14 protein-coding genes are annotated in these 15,275 nt (G+C 58.5%); 10 read left to right on the top strand and 4 right to left on the bottom strand.

What is annotated here, in order from left to right; translation table 11 throughout:
* The first annotated feature begins 93 nt into the window (after nt 1-93).
* From B8783_RS08140 to B8783_RS08185, 10 genes are all read left to right on the top strand, one after another.
* Nucleotides 94-300, top strand: coding sequence for a NepR family anti-sigma factor (locus B8783_RS08140; RefSeq protein WP_139792302.1), 207 nt, complete (start codon nt 94-96; stop codon nt 298-300).
* Between the two features lie 137 nt (nt 301-437).
* The gene (doeB2, locus tag B8783_RS08145) at nt 438-1,655 is read left to right on the top strand and encodes a N(2)-acetyl-L-2,4-diaminobutanoate deacetylase DoeB2 (RefSeq protein WP_084419682.1); all 1,218 of its coding nucleotides are present in this window, start codon (nt 438-440) and stop codon (nt 1,653-1,655) included.
* Between the two features lie 38 nt (nt 1,656-1,693).
* A complete protein-coding gene (locus B8783_RS08150; RefSeq protein WP_084419683.1) occupies nt 1,694-2,917 on the top strand; it encodes an aspartate aminotransferase family protein in 1,224 nt (407 codons plus the stop codon).
* Nucleotides 2,914-4,146, top strand: a complete 1,233-nt coding sequence (doeA, locus tag B8783_RS08155; protein WP_084419684.1) for an ectoine hydrolase — start codon at nt 2,914-2,916, stop codon at nt 4,144-4,146. The genes B8783_RS08150 and doeA overlap by 4 nt, the downstream gene beginning before the upstream one ends.
* A 36-nt stretch (nt 4,147-4,182) precedes the next feature.
* Nucleotides 4,183-5,556: an NAD-dependent succinate-semialdehyde dehydrogenase gene (locus B8783_RS08160; protein WP_084419685.1), complete on the top strand. Its 1,374-nt coding sequence runs from the start codon at nt 4,183-4,185 to the stop codon at nt 5,554-5,556.
* Between the two features lie 175 nt (nt 5,557-5,731).
* Nucleotides 5,732-7,156: a type II and III secretion system protein family protein gene (locus tag B8783_RS08165; RefSeq protein ID WP_084419686.1), complete on the top strand. Its 1,425-nt coding sequence runs from the start codon at nt 5,732-5,734 to the stop codon at nt 7,154-7,156.
* Nucleotides 7,157-7,161: 5 nt separating this feature from the next.
* Nucleotides 7,162-8,346 (top strand): AAA family ATPase, encoded by a 1,185-nt coding sequence (locus B8783_RS08170; RefSeq protein ID WP_084419687.1) that lies wholly within the window; start codon nt 7,162-7,164, stop codon nt 8,344-8,346.
* Nucleotides 8,347-9,795, top strand: a complete 1,449-nt coding sequence (locus tag B8783_RS08175) for a CpaF family protein (RefSeq protein WP_084419688.1) — start codon at nt 8,347-8,349, stop codon at nt 9,793-9,795.
* Between the two features lie 6 nt (nt 9,796-9,801).
* Nucleotides 9,802-10,755, top strand: coding sequence for a type II secretion system F family protein (locus tag B8783_RS08180; RefSeq protein WP_084419689.1), 954 nt, complete (start codon nt 9,802-9,804; stop codon nt 10,753-10,755).
* Nucleotides 10,756-10,770: 15 nt separating this feature from the next.
* A complete protein-coding gene (locus B8783_RS08185) occupies nt 10,771-11,712 on the top strand; it encodes a type II secretion system F family protein (RefSeq protein WP_084419690.1) in 942 nt (313 codons plus the stop codon).
* A 37-nt stretch (nt 11,713-11,749) separates the two neighbouring features.
* Here the strand turns inward: B8783_RS08185 and B8783_RS08190 are convergent, their stop codons facing one another.
* From B8783_RS08190 to cpaB, 4 genes are read right to left on the bottom strand one after another with little or no spacing between them, the layout of a single operon-like run.
* Entirely contained in the window at nt 11,750-12,337 is a 588-nt protein-coding gene (locus tag B8783_RS08190; RefSeq protein WP_084419691.1) for a TadE/TadG family type IV pilus assembly protein, read from the bottom strand.
* Nucleotides 12,337-12,828: a TadE/TadG family type IV pilus assembly protein gene (locus B8783_RS08195; protein WP_084419692.1), complete on the bottom strand. Its 492-nt coding sequence runs from the start codon at nt 12,826-12,828 to the stop codon at nt 12,337-12,339. Before B8783_RS08195 ends, B8783_RS08190 begins: the two co-directional genes overlap by 1 nt.
* Complete coding sequence (locus B8783_RS08200) at nt 12,825-14,321, bottom strand: pilus assembly protein TadG-related protein (protein ID WP_084419693.1); 1,497 nt, start codon at nt 14,319-14,321, stop codon at nt 12,825-12,827. Before B8783_RS08200 ends, B8783_RS08195 begins: the two co-directional genes overlap by 4 nt.
* Complete coding sequence (gene cpaB / locus B8783_RS08205) at nt 14,299-15,177, bottom strand: Flp pilus assembly protein CpaB (RefSeq protein WP_084419694.1); 879 nt, start codon at nt 15,175-15,177, stop codon at nt 14,299-14,301. The genes B8783_RS08200 and cpaB overlap by 23 nt, the downstream gene beginning before the upstream one ends.
* Between the last annotated feature and the right edge of the window lie 98 nt (nt 15,178-15,275).

Genomic DNA, 15,275 nt, shown 5'->3' on the forward strand with positions numbered 1-15,275 from the left:
CGTGCGCGGCGCGATTTAACACCCCGCAGACCTTTGTTAACCATCTGGGTGGCATATTCTCGGAACGGTTGATGGTGCCTGCGGGTTATATCATTGAAATCGAGAGTTAGAGAAATGACAAAGCAACGTGAAAACAACAGCATGAAAGGAATGAGCGCCGAAGAGCGCCATGCCCGTCGTGCGTTTCGCAATGCGATGTCAAAGGGCTTGAAAAAGACCTATGATAGAGTGGCCGCAAAGCGCGTTCCGGACGACTTTATGGCCTTGCTGGCTCAGGCCGATCAAAAGCTGAAAGCTTAGTCTTTCCAACCGAAGATTATTGCAAGCGACGGGAACGACTTGAAACGAGTTGACCGATTACGCGCCACGCGCAGTCAAAAAATCTTGAATATCAGGCCGCTGCTTGAAGTCTAAAGCTGCATCTATACGGTGTGTGGATGGCACCACCTTTCTTTAGCAATAGCGGGCCGGACGATCTATCCAACTGGTCGTCGCTCGTCTCCAATTCCATCGCGTTCAGACATCATCTGCATCGCCATCCGGAACTGAGCTGGAAGGAAAAGAATACCGCCGCTGCCATCCGCCAGGCGCTGGACCAGCTCGGCATTGAATGGAGTGTCTGTGCAGACACCGGCACGATCGGGCGTCTCGCACAGTCGGCGAAGGGGCCACATATCGGGCTTCGGGCCGACATTGATGCGCTGCCTATTCACGAAGCGAACGATCATGACCATGCATCGACGGCTGACGGTTGCATGCATGCTTGCGGTCATGATGGTCACTCAGCGGCCCTGATGTCGGCTGCGGCCTGGCTGAAAGCGCATGAAGATGATTTGCCCGGCCCGGTTACGCTGTTGTTTCAGCCGGCTGAAGAAGGCGGGCATGGCGCACGCAAGATGATCGAGGATGGGGCTTTGAAAGGCCTCGACGCAATTTATGGCTGGCACAATTGGCCGGCTATTCCGTTTGGCAAAGCAGTTTGCCCGGATGGCGCCGTCATGGCTGGCAATGGCACGTTTCGCATCACTTTGAAGGGCGCGGGCGGTCACGCAAGCCAGCCAGAAAATACGCGGGACCCGGTGCTGGCCGCCGCAGCCGTGACGATGGCGCTACAGCAGATCATTTCGCGCCGGATTACGCCGCAGAACGCGGCTGTGGTGAGCGTCACATCAATCAATGCGCCAAGCGGCGAGACTGTCATCCCAGATAGTGCGGCGCTCGCGGGCAGTATCCGCATCGCCAACCCCGATGATCGGGCGCGGATTGATGCGATGATCACAGAAATCGCGACGGCACAGGCCGCTGCCTATGGCGTTGAAGCCGAGATCGAAATCTTTCCGCGCTATGACGCGACAATCAATCATCCGGCTGAAGCCGCTACGATGCGCTCCGCCATTGAGGCGGATCTCGGGGCTGACTGGCTGTTTGAAGAGCTCCCCGTTCCGATCATGGCGTCGGAAGATTTCAGCTATTACCTCAAAGAGCTGCCGGGTGCCTTTGCGCTGATCGGCGCTGATGACGGCAATGGCCACCACGAACCCTGCCACAGCCCACGCTATGACTTCAATGACAGGCTGTTGCCGGTCATCACGAGAATTTACGCGCGCCTCGCCGGTGCGCCGCTGCCCGAACAATCGAGTCTTTCACAGGATTGAGAGCTCACACCGACAGACAAGTTAGAAGGAGAAAAGATATGGAACTATTCGAACGCTGGGAATCCAATGTCAGGGGCTATAGCAGAGCCTACCCAACGGTTTTCAAGACAGCCTCGAATGCCCGCCAGGTAGATGAAGCCGGCAAATCCTATCTCGACTTCTTTGGCGGCGCAGGCGTGCTGAACTTCGGCCATAACAATCCGAAGATGAAGGAAGCCATTATCGACTTCATTCAGGCAGACGGCATTCCGCACAGCCTGGACATGGCGACGACGACCAAGCGTGAATTCATGCAGGCCTTTATCGATACCATTCTGAAACCGCGCGGCATGGATTACCGCATGCAGTTTACAGGACCGACCGGTACGAATGCGGTTGAGGCGGCCATGAAGCTCGCCCGACGCGTCACAGGCCGTAAGAGCGTCATCGCGTTCACTAACGGCTTTCACGGCATGACGGTTGGCGCGCTCGCCGCGACCGCGAATGCCTACTACCGCAACGCCGCCGGTATTCCGCTCAACCATGTTGAGCGCCTGCCCTTCGGCCACCCGCTGGAAGGCATGGAAGAATCCTATGCTGACCCGTCATCAGGCTATGAGCCGCCGGCCGCCATCCTCGTTGAGGTGATTCAGGCTGAAGGCGGCGTGAATGTCGCCACCAAGGAATGGCTTCAGGCGATCCGCAAGTTCGCGAAGGATCGCGGCGCCCTGTTCATCATCGATGATATTCAGGCCGGTTGCGGACGCACCGGCTCCTATTTCAGCTTTGATGGCATGGATCTCGACCCCGACATCATCACGCTTGCCAAAGGGATTGGCGGCTTCGGCACGCCGCTCGCCATGAACCTCAACAAGCCAGAACATGACAAGCACTGGTCGCCCGGTGAGCATACCGGCACGTTCCGCGGACAGGGCATCTCCTTCGTCGCTGGCAAGGTGGCGATGGACTATTTCAAGGATGATACTTTCATGAGCGATGTTCGCCGCAAGGGCGACATCATCGAGGACCGTCTGAAGAAGATGGCGACCGGCAATATGGAAGTGCGTGGCCGTGGCATGATGCAAGGCATCGACACCAAGGACGGCGCCCTGGCGAAGAAAGTCGTCGCCGAATGCTTCGACAAGGGTTTGCTGGTTGGGGGCTGCGGCTCTGAAGGCCGGGTCATCAAGCTTATCCCGCCGCTGACCATCGATGATGCCGACCTCACAGAAGGTCTCGATATCCTTGAAAAGGCCATGAAGACCGTCATGGTGCCAGCATGAAGCAGCGCGATGACATGACCTTCCCGCACGAGGAATATGTGCGGCGGCTTGAAACCCTGCGTGACCGAATGCGTGCCCGTCGTCTTGATGCGGTTGTGATCTCGGACCCCGAGAACATCATGTATATGACCGACTATCAGACGACCGGTTACTCCTTCTTCCAGTGCCTTGTCGTGCCGCTCGATGGCGACTGCTACATGGTCACCCGGAAGATGGAAGAATCGAACGTCCATGCCCGCACCTGGGTCGAGAAAACCCGGCCCTTTGCGGACAATGGCGACGCCATCCAGACGCTGATCGAAAGTTTCCGTGAATTTGGCCTGTCCGATGCGACGATTGGCTATGAGCGTAACTCATACTTCCTGCCGGCCTATCAGCAGGACCGTATCCATTCGGCGTTCACCCGCGGCAAGCTGATGGACTGTTTCGGCATTGTCGAGGAAGGCCGCGTTTGCAAATCCAAGCCTGAAATCGAGGTCATGAAGAAGGCCGCCCGCGCAACTGAAGCGGGCATGAAGGCCGGGATCGAGATCGCTGCGCCTGGCGTCACCGAGAATGAGATCGGGGCCGCGATTTCCGCTGCGATGTTCGAAGCTGGCGGTGAACCGCCTGCCGTGATGCCGTATGTAACGTCCGGCCCGCGCTCCATGATTGGCCATGCGACATGGGAAGGCCGCACCGTTCAGGACGGCGAACACGTGTTTCTGGAAGTTGGCGGCTGCTACCGACGCTACCACACCGCCATGATGCGGACGGTCGTGATGCAGGACAAGCTGTCTGCCTCGATGCGCAGCGCCGAAGAGCAGATGCAGAAGGCCTTGAAAGAACTTCGCACCGCCGTCCAGCCCGGTCTGACCGTATCCGACGCTGACAAGATCGTCCGTGACATCATCAGTGATGGCACGCATGGCGGCTCACTGGTGACGCGCTCGGGCTATTCCATCGGCATCGCTTTCCCGCCGAGCTGGGACGAAGGCTACATCCTGTCGCTGATGCAAGGCGATCCGCAGATCCTCAAGGAAGGGATGACGTTCCATATCATTCCTTGGGTCTGGGGCGTTGATGGCGACAAGACGGTCGGCATTTCCGATACCTTCCATGTCACCGATACTGGCTGCGAGAGCTTTTTCTCCATGCCCGAGGAATTCACCCTCAAGCCCGGCGCAGGAAAAACGATCGAAAAATCGAAACCCAAAAAGACAAATGGTCACAAAGCTCCGACCGCCTGAGGCGTCGGCGACCAGACAACACATCAGGAGTACCAGATGCTGAAAGCCGTCAATCCGGCCACCGGCGCCGTCGTGCGTGAGGTTACCCCGGACACAGATGCAGAGATCAATGCCAAGCTCGACAAGGCCGTTTCCGCTTACAAACTCTGGAAAGAAAAGAGTTTTGCCGAACGCGGTGCGCTGCTGAAAGCTGTCGCGGCCTATATGCGCGAAAACATCGACACGCTCGGCCCGGTCATGACCGAAGAGATGGGCAAGCCGAAGAATGAGTCCATCGGCGAGGTCGAAAAATCAGCCTGGTGCGCCGTTCACTATGCCGACAATGCTGAAAGCTATCTGTCTAGGCAGGTTCTGGAGTCAGATGCGACGCTATCCTACGTCCAGCATCTCCCCATCGGCCCTATTCTTGGCATTCTGCCCTGGAATGCGCCTTTCTGGCTGGCGTTCCGGTTTGCGGCCCCTGCCCTGATGGCGGGCAATTCCTGCGTCATGAAGCATGACCCGAACGTGCCCGGCTGCGCCGAGGCAATCGAGAAGTGCTTCGTCGAAGCTGGCGCGCCGGAAGGCCTCTTCCAGGCGCTGTATGTTGAAACCCCACGCGTGGAAGCAATCATCCGCGACAAACGGGTGCGCGGCGTCTCCTTCACCGGGTCCTCGCGTGGCGGCGCAGCGGTGGCCGGCATCGCCGGGTCTGAGATCAAGCCAGCCGTGCTCGAGCTGGGCGGCTCTGATCCGTCAATCGTTCTGGCGGATGCCGATTTTGAGAAAGCGACCGACATTCTGACGCTGTCGCGCATCATCAATGCCGGGCAATCCTGTATCGCCGCCAAGCGTATCATCGTTGAAGACAGCGCCTATGAGACGGTGAAAGACCTGATGGTGAAGAAGCTCGGCGCTCTGAAAGTGGGCGACCCGACCTCTGAAACCACGGATGTCGGGCCAATCGCACGCGCGGAACTCAGAGATGGCCTTCACGCGCAGGTCACAAAGACGATCAAGGAAGGGGCAAACTGCCTCATGGGCGGCGAAATACCGGATGGGGACGGTTTCTTCTATCCGGTCACTCTCTTGGCCGACGTGAAGCCTGGCATGTGCGCCTTCACCGAAGAAACATTCGGGCCTGTCGCGGTTCTCATTCGCGCGAAGGATGAAGCGCACGCATTGGAAATGGCCAATGATACCGACTATGGCCTTGCCGCCAGCGTGTGGACTGACACCGCTCGCGGGGAAGAAATGGCGGCCAGGATCGACGCCGGACAGGTGAGCGTGAACGGCATTGTGAAGACCGATCCACGCCTGCCAAGTGGCGGCACAAAATCGTCCGGACTCGGACGTGAACTCGGTCCCCATGGCATCCTGGAGTTCGTCAACGCACAGCAAGTCTGGATCGGCCCAGTCAAACCTGCATGACCTTGTTATTACCTGAAAAGAGGCCTCAACTTCTTTTCAGGTTACAACCGTAATCGGACAAATTTGTCGCAAGTTTTGCCTGAGCATTTCAGCGAGACTTTATGCCTGCATTGTAAACCAGCCCGTTGAACCATTCGTCCGACCTTGGACGAGAACAGAAAGTTCCGGGGCTCAAATGGCATCGATTATCTCAATTGCAGGCAAGAGCTTCATCATTGCGCTGGCGGCTGTTTGCTGCCTGGGGACTGCGCAGGCCGTTCCACACCCCGTCGGCGGAGACCTGAGCAGCGCAGCCATGACGAGCGAGAACGGGCCGGTTCATACTGACCTTTCTGTCGTTGTGAACCGCTCAACGCCGATCGACATTTCGCGTCCGTTCAAACGGATCGCCGTGTCCCAACCAGAAATTGCTGATGCGTCTCCGACGTCGAACAGCCGCCTCTATGTCCGCGGCCGGTCCATCGGCGCGACAAACATTCTCGTTTATGATGACGTTGGCCAACTGGTCGAGATCATCGATGTTCGCGTTCAACATGACCTCGGCGCCATTCATAGCGATGTCGCTGCGCTGTTTCCGGATGTCCGCCTCAATCTACGAACGGTTGCCCAGCGCCTCCATGTGCGCGGCGAAGTCCCTGACCGCGCAACAGCGATTGAGGTCATGCAAATCGCATCGAGCTACGCGCCGGACGCTGTCATTGATGCCCTGTCGGTGTCCGGGTCTGAGCAGGTCATGCTGGAAGTCCGCTTCGTCGAGGCTTCGCGCGAAGATGTGCAGGAAATCGGCCTCGGCACTGAAGTCAGCCGCGCAGGCGACTTCTTGTTTGCAACGAGTTCACGCCTGTTGTCCGGCGAGGCACCGAAAACATTCGCCGCGCTGTTAACCAGCGCAGGCAACGTCAATATCGACGTCTTCCTCCGGGCGCTGGAAGAAAAGGGAATTATCCGCACGCTTGCTGAGCCAAACCTGGTCGCAAGGTCAGGCGAAACAGCCAGCTTCCTGGCGGGCGGCGAGTTCCCGGTCCCAGTGGCCGCTGACGAAGATACAGTAACGATCGAATTTCGTGAGTTCGGCGTCAGTCTCGACTTCACCCCGACAATCCTTCCGAACAATCGGATGAGCATCCAGGTGCGGCCGGAAGTCAGCCAACTTGATCCGCGCAACTCGGTACGCCTGTCAGATGTCGAAATCCCGGCACTGAGCGTGCGCCGCGCCGACACCACGGTCGAACTTGGTGATGGTGAAAGCTTTGCGATTGCCGGGCTTATCCAGAACACAGTCGACAGCACGTCAGTACAGACGCCCTTTCTGGGAGATATTCCAGTCCTTGGCGCCCTCTTCCGGTCTAACCGTTTTCGCGAAAACGAGACGGAGTTGGTGATTATCATCACCCCGCGCCTGGTGCGCCCTGCCCCGGCTGGGACGCGTCTGGAAGACCCGCTGACAAGTCATCGTGAGCCATCCGAAGCCGAGAGACTTCTGCTGGGCAAGCTCGACGACCAACAGGCCCCAACCATGGGGAGCGCTGTGACAAGCAATATCGGCACGCAACTGGTTCGACCCGACCTCGGCTATGTGCCGGTGCGCGGGGAGCAGTGAGCACGATGACTTCCCCCATGATCAAAAAGGGGCTGACCCGCCTCCACAGCTTTGCCCCCCGCTGGCAGGATAATGTCAGTGAAGCCGCCAGTACGCTGCAGACAGTTGCAGTGACCCATCACCGCGATGTGAACCAGCTGCTGGACGCCGCCAGCAATGAAGTCGGCAGCGTTGTGCTGGTTGAGTATACGGGCGACTTTGACCTCGTGAAATTCATGATCCGCGTGTCGGAAGTCGCCCCCTCCCTTCCCGGTATTGTCATCGGGGAGAACATCCCCGTCCTGGCAGTGAAGCGTCTTCTGACGATGTCGCGCTGGGACATGCTGGATGCGCCCATCAACGCCGCGCAGCTGGGAGACACGCTGGAAACGATCTGCCGCGATCAGACCTCCAAATCAGATGCGACGTCAGGTAAGTGCTGGACTGTGACGTCTTCGGTCGGCGGCGCTGGCGCAACACTGGTCGCCGTCGAGATGGCGTATCAGCTCAGCCAACGCGAGCAAGATAACAAGGTTTGCCTTGTTGACCTCGACTTCTTCGATGGCGCCTGTGCCTCCTATCTCAACTGTCCGTCGAACCTCAATCAGTCCGCCCTGACGCAGAGCGCAGACCGTATCGACGAGGCGCTGCTGCAGGCCTTCATCACGCAGCACAAGAACGGAATTCATCTTCTGTCTGCGCCGCGGTCCAAACGGCTGTGGAACTCAATCAAGACCGAGGCCATCCTGAAGGTGCTGGACATCGCATGCGCCAACTATGACTTCGTGATCATTGACCTGCCGCGTTGGCCGTCCCCCTGGGCGCCATCAGTGGTCACCGGGTCTGACGAAAACATCGTGATGAGCGAACTGACCGTTCCGGCGCTTCATGCGGCCCGGAATCGGGCCGAAGAGCTGGAAGACCTATCCGAGGGTATTGCGCGCCCGCGGATCGTACTGAACCGGATGACCAAGAAGGTCTTTGGGAACACGGTGACGGTGTCACAAGCCGAAGAAGCCATCGGACGACCCGTGTTCGCGACGATTACATCTGAATGGGATGCGGCTGTTTCGGCAGTGAACTTTGGCCAGGCCGTAGGTCAGGCCAAGCCTGGAAACCGCATCTCCAAGGACATCTCGATGATCATCGAGACCCTCGAAGCTGGCGGTAGCGTCGTTTCGGAAAACCCCAAGACCCGAAAGAGGGCATAAATGGCCAGATTTTCCCTATTGTCGAAGGCCAAAGTGCTGGACCCGGTGGACGATCCGGTCGAGGCAAATGATCCTCCGGAAGTTGATGCCACCGAAGAAAAAGCGGGCATTTTTGAAGCTGATGACGCCGCTCCGGAAACGCGTGAAGAGCAAGATGAAGGGCCCGCCTTTGACCTGCTTGAAGCCAAGCTAAGGGTTCACAACAAGCTGATCGATGAGCTCGACCTGTCGATGCTCGACAAGCTCGACGAAACGGAAATGAAGCGTCAGGTCGGACGGCTTGTCGCTGAGATCGTTCGCGAAGACCGCATTCCGATGAACCAGTCGGAAGTCGCTGAATTTGCCGACTCTGTCTATCATGAGATGACCGGTCTCGGCCCGCTTGAGCCCCTGCTCGCCGACCCCACCATCTCCGATATTCTGATCAATGGCGCCAAGCAGGTTTACGTCGAACGCCGCGGTGAGCTTGAGCTTTCAAACGCGAAGTTTCGTGACAATGCCCACCTGCGCCGCATCGTTTCGCGGATCGTCTCGGCTGTCGGCCGCCGGGTTGATGAGAGCCAGCCGCTGGTCGATGCGCGCCTTCTGGACGGGTCGCGCGTCAACGCGGCCGTCGAACCGGTCGCGATTGACGGCCCATTGGTCTCCATCCGGAAGTTTTCCAAGAAACCACTGACCCTCGAAAAACTCATCGGTTTCAAGGCGATGCCGAAGGAAGTGGCAGAGTTTCTACATGCCGCCGTGAAGTGCCGCGTCACGACATTGATCTCTGGCGGCACCGGGTCTGGCAAGACCACTTTGCTGAATGCTCTCTCCGCAGCGATCAGCCATAAGGAACGCCTCATCACGATCGAGGACGCCGCCGAACTTCAGCTGCAGCAGCCGCATGTCGCGCGCATGGAAACCCGTCCACCAAACCTTGAAGGCAAAGGTGAGATCCGCCAGCGCGAACTGGTGAAGAACGCGCTTCGTATGCGCCCTGACCGGGTGATCCTTGGCGAGGTTCGCTCTGAAGAAGCATTCGATATGCTACAGGCGATGAATACCGGCCACGAAGGCTCGATGGCGACCATCCACGCGAACAATCCGCGCGAGGCGATCAGCCGTCTGGAGCAGATGGTGGCGATGGGCGGTATGCGCATTTCATCTGAAGCCGTACGTGGCCAGATTGCGTCTGCCGTCGGCCTTATCATTCAAGCCCAGCGCCTATCAGATGGTTCGCGCCGTATCACGCATGTGACCGAAGTCACCGGCATGGAAGGCGAGATTATCCAGATGCAGGACATCTTCACTTTCAACCGGCTACGGACCGAAGAGGATGGCACAGTGGTTGGCGAGTTCCGTGCGAGCGGCCTGCGTCCCAAATGCCTTGATGACATGCAGCGGCGCGGCGTTCACCTGCCAATGGAGTATTTCGACCCATCCCAGCCACTGATGCGGGTGCCATAAGCGCAGATGAGCTTCAGTATCATCATCTATGTGATGGCCTTTTTCTCGGCCTTTCTGGCGGTGCAATCGCTGCTGGGTTTTGGCAAGACGGCGCTGGCAAAGACGCGAATAAACCGCCGACTTAAGGTCAAGGATGGACAAACATCCGTTGCTGAACTGATCGTCGAACTGCGTCGGCAGCGCGGTCTGGACAAGGATGGCAATCAGCGTCTTGCGATGCGGTGGTTCAATGATCTCGTCACCCAGTCAGGCCTCAATTATGAGCCTGCAAAATGGGTCGCGATTGCGGTTGTGCTGGCCGCTGTCGCAGGCGCTGTGACGTGGTATTTCACGCGCAGCTATATCTATCCTGTGCCAGCAGCTATTGGTGCCGGCACCCTGCTGCCGATCATGTATCTCAAGATGAAGATCGGCGGGCGTGAGAAGCAGATGGGCGCGCAGCTGCCTGACGCGCTGGAAGTCATCGTACGCAGTCTTGAAGCCGGTCACCCCGTTCCGACAGCTGTGGCTCTGGTTGGCCGCGAAATGCCGGACCCGATCGGGTCTGAATTCGGGCTGGCCGCAGATGAAATCTCCTACGGGTCGAGCCTCGAGGAAGCCGTTCGCAAACTAGCTGAGCGTACTCGCCAGCCTGATGTTGAGCTGTTTGCCGCAACGGTCAGGCTACAGGCGCGGACCGGGGGTAATCTGGCCAGCCTGCTGAAAGTGAATGCCCATACGGTGCGCGCACGCCAGAAAATGCGGCTGAAGGTACAGGCCGCGTCGTCGGAAGGTCGGGCCTCTGCCCTCATCCTGACGTCGGCGCCCTTCATCGTCATGGCCGCGATGCACATGCTGACCCCGCATTTCTACGGCTCCGTCATCGACGAAAAGATTGTCCAGTATGGCCTCGGTGGCTGCCTTCTATGGATGGCGCTCGGCAATCTGATGATGCGCAAAATGATCAATTTCAAGGTGTGAGGAACCGACCCCGTCATGCCTTTTGAAACCCCTGCCCCGGATACGCTGGTGATCTCGATCATCGCGCTCGCCATGTGCGTCGTCACGATCGTTCTCGGTTCGACCATCTTCAAATCATGGCGCAGCAAGCGTCAGGTTTCAGACCGCCTGAAAGGCGACCGGTCGGACTCTCGCACCGACTATGCGCCGGAAAAGCCGCGGAACCAGCTGATTGAATCGATCGGCAAGCGGTTCTCCAAGCCGGACTCGGCCGACCTCACCAAGCTGCGTCATCGTATGATGCAGGCTGGCTATTACTCGAAGACGGCGCCCTATCTGTTTATCGGGCTGCGCTTCATTGCGTTGATCCTGCCCCAATTGGCACTGATTGCGGCCTGGCCGATGATTGACCAGTATATGCCGAAGAACGGCCTGCTCATGGCATCCGGCGCGCTAGCCGTCATCAGCTTTGTCGCGCCGTCTTTCATCCTCGATAAAAAAGTGTCCAAGCGCGAAGACGAATACCGTGAGGGCTTCCCTGACATGATGGACCTGATGGTCGCGTGCGTGGAAGCTGGTCTCAGCCTCGATGGCGCGGTGCAGCGGGTTTCGGAAGAGCTGGTGCAACGCTTTCCGAACCTGGCAGACCATCTGAAGATCATGAACCTGGAAACGCGGGCCGGACGTGCGCGAACCGAAGCCTGGAAGAATTTTGCTGACCGCCTTGGCCTGGAAGAGGCACGCGCGCTCGCAACGATGCTGCGTCAGTCAGAAGAGCTCGGCACGAGTGTTGGCGAGACATTGCGCGTCTTTGCCGCTGACATGCGCGAGAAGCGGATGCTCTATGCTGAGGAAAAGGCGCTCGCTTTGCCCGCAAAGCTGGTTGTGCCGCTGATCCTGTTCGTCTTCCCGTCCCTGCTGACGGTGCTGATGCTGCCAGCGGTGGTGCGGATGCTGTACGTGTTTAGCCAGACCTGAGCGCTGGGAAGCTGCTGGAGATACAGTTGCGAAGGCGTCAGTTCGACAGATCCTGACCAATGACGGTGGCGGAGATGTCTGGCAGGTCAACGAACATCCAGCCAGAGCCGGAAATAATGCCATAGGAGAGCGGCACACCTTCCAGCCTGACGGTCACAATCGGCTGCAGGCCGCCTGGTGCGCCATAGACCTCATTCAAGGATGAGGTGTACTCAACCGTGACGTATTTCTCCTCAATGAGCGGGAAGATATCGCACATGCCGCGGCGCTCACGCAGAGGCTCCGGCGCGCAGGAATTGTCGGCGCCGTAGATGAGGCGCGCCATGGCGGCTGAATCGTAATTGCCGACCGAGCAGCTTTTTGTCTTGCCGCTGCACACCCTGGAATAGTCCGGCACATAGGCACCAATTTCAGCCCATTCCTTCGTCTTGATATCCTGAGAGACAGGTGTCGAAACCGCAGCAAGACGGGCACCCGCGCGCACGGCCCTTTGCCCGGTATTCCATTGGAAGAAGGCGGCCATCAGCTCAACCAGCACAATCAACACGAAGATGACAACTGTGCCGACCAGCGCGAACTCAACCGCGACCGCACCGTCTGTTTTTCGGAGATCTCGCAGCTTCATTAGCGGGCCCCGAATGCACGTTCTTCATGGAAGCCCGATAGCTCAAGATCGCCAAGCCCGACGAGTTTCAGAAGGCCGAGGCCGTCATATTCATAGCGTGTCTGCATGCGCACCACATAGATCGCGTCACCGCCGCGCAGGACGGTGTCTCCCCCGTCTTCGCCGCCCGTATTCGCAACGCTTTGAATAGTGACCGTCACATCGTCCGTGCTCCAATCCTTCACGATCGGGTCTCCCGTGCCAGCTGGATTGCCTTTGACCGCAACATTCCGGCCGAAGGACTCCACGCTGGCAGGCGCTGGTGAGCGGGACAGATAGGCAGCCCCGGCCGAGAGACCGGACTCAATCTTGTGAATGGTGAGCATCAGATAGGCCCCATCGATCACGGCGAGGCCCGCAAAGAGCAGTACCGGGGCGACAAGCGCCGCCTCGACGGCGGCGATACCGCGCTCGGACCGCTGCCAGCGGCGAAGACGAAATTTGCCGATCATCGCACAACCCGCGCGACTTCTACGATCCGGGCTTCGTCAGAGGCATCGACAGGACCGATCAGCTCGCCCCAAATGGTGGAGTCTGATCCGTCCGGCATTGGCTCCGTCACGAACACTTTCCAGAACGCCTTGACCGGCAAGTCGCCCGCCGAAGCACCGGATATCCCGTATTCCTCTTCCAGGCGCATACAGTCGAGCACCGCCACTTTGAGGATACGGCGGTTCGAATCTGCAGGCGTGCTGCCCGTATAGCATTGAGGCGCGCCATTCTCGGGCGTTGTCGAACTGACATATGATGGCGTGCCTGGAATACGGGATGTCTCAATTTCCCAATTATAGACTTCGTATCGAGTTGGCTTTTCAGGTGAGACGGTCCCGGTCGAATAATTGAAGGTGAAGGTCTGGCCGGCAATGACCGCACTCGTCGGCGAGCCATGATTAATGGCGAAATAGGAGGTGGCGTCCCAGTCGCCATCACCCAGCCGGCCACCGAGATCTGTGCAGCTATCGGTCAGGAAGCACTGATCTCTCGGCAGACCCATTGCCAGCGGATCGACCTCCGGGGAACAGGCCGTTCCGGAGTATCCCTTGGTCACGTTTGGCGCCGGGGCATATTCGGGATCATTCTTTTTTGTGGCGTACGTCCCGGTATAAATATCGAAGCGGGTATTGAAGCCGGCTTCCACCGAGGCAACCGTCCCGGTTCTCAGTTCTACGCCTTCGCGTGAATAACAAAGCTCTGGCTCGGTAACGGCCATGGCGTCCTTGAGCGCCGCGGCGCCGCTTTCATCCGCTTGAAGATAGCCGAAATTTCCGGGGTAGTATTTCGCGCTCGGCCCGCCCTTGTCCTTCATCAGGACGAGACGGCGACGGAAACTCCGGTCTTCTGCGACATCGAAGAGGTCCTGAACCGGATTATTTTCATAGGGGTTGCACATGAAAATGGGCGCAGCATTACAGATGCCGGGGTCTGTCTTTGCGACCGACGTCGCCGTCAAATCAAACTGGTCCTGCCCATTGAACAGCGAGACCGGGAAAAGCGTGGAAATCCGCACCGGCTCAACAGTGACTTCGGCATAGACCGCATCGCCCGGAACATCCGTCTCGTAATCGGCCGTGATCGGGTCATAGTCGCTTGCCGGAATTGAATAGAAAAACCGGACACCAGAGACAGAAATGTTGCCCCGGCCATCATCGCCGAATCGCTGCTCATTTTCGACGAGGCGTGTAATCGCGACATTCGCCCGGCTGATGGCATCTGGCCGCCCGTCGAGTTCATAGGCTGCTGCGCGGGCAAAGGAATCTGCGGCCGATTGAAGATCGTTTTCGAGCGCGTTCATACGGCTCAAATCAACTGATAGCGCGGCCACGACCATGAAGGCTGGCGTGACGATGGCCGCCCATATGGCAATGCCCCCCTGCCGGTTCCGCGGCAGGTGGCATAATCGCCGCAAGCTGGCAGGTATCAAATTACCGGCTCGACGGGACAACATGAGACGATGTCTCTTCTCCGAGGATAACTTCGATCGTGGCAGACGCTGGGCTAGTTGCAATGCGAGGCGCCGGACGTGGCGCCGCAGAGGCGACCTGCTTCGGCCTGGCTTCCTTTTCTGCGCCAAGCGTAACAGCGTCGGCTTGCAAGAATTCCTCATCAGCGCTGCCGCGAAGCGCAAAGGACAGAAGGCCCCGTTGCGAAGCGACAGAAAGCTGCTGAGCCTGGTCGAGCGTGACGGACAAGGTCGCGGTCTTGAAGACACCCGGGTTTTCGCCGGTCATGTCATCATTGAGATCGACGCCCAGCACTTCGACATTCTGGGCCAGGATCTTCGAGACGAGGTTAGCGGCACTGCCTTGCGGATCAGAATTCTCTGTGAAGATCACGTCCACCCGGTCCCCCGGCAGAACGAAGCCGCCAACGCCGGAGACGTCCGTGGTGCGAACCGTGAAGGCACGATAGCCCGGCTCGATACGTGTCGACATGGAGGCGCGCATGCCGGGTGCGAGCAGCATGTCCTCGACCAATAATTGACCGGCCTCAAGGCTAACAAGCGTGCGACGGGATTCGCCGCTCAGTTCCAGCGCCTTGAACGACTCAAATGAGCCGAGCGGCACCAGGGTCTCTTCGCGCTGAGCGATTTCGAACCAGGCTGGATCCAGTACGACGCCGCGCGGGATATCGCGAACCGCCACCAGGACAGGTTGCGTCACAGTTTCGACAGGCGCGGCGGCCTGCTCTGCCAGCTCAGCATCATCCTTGCTGGATGAGCCCAGCCACAGCCGCGCCCCCAATATGGCGGCAGCGCCGAATACGATCGACAGGATCAATGTGACAACGGGTGAAATCTGCATGGCTTTTGGCCCTCGGACTCGAGTTCAACCGAAGTCCTAGCCAAATGCATTTAAGTCTCTGGCAAAGCTGCAACATCAATTGAACGCAGGGCATTAAC

The organism is Henriciella litoralis (genome assembly GCF_002088935.1).
Lineage (GTDB): Bacteria > Pseudomonadota > Alphaproteobacteria > Caulobacterales > Hyphomonadaceae > Henriciella > Henriciella litoralis.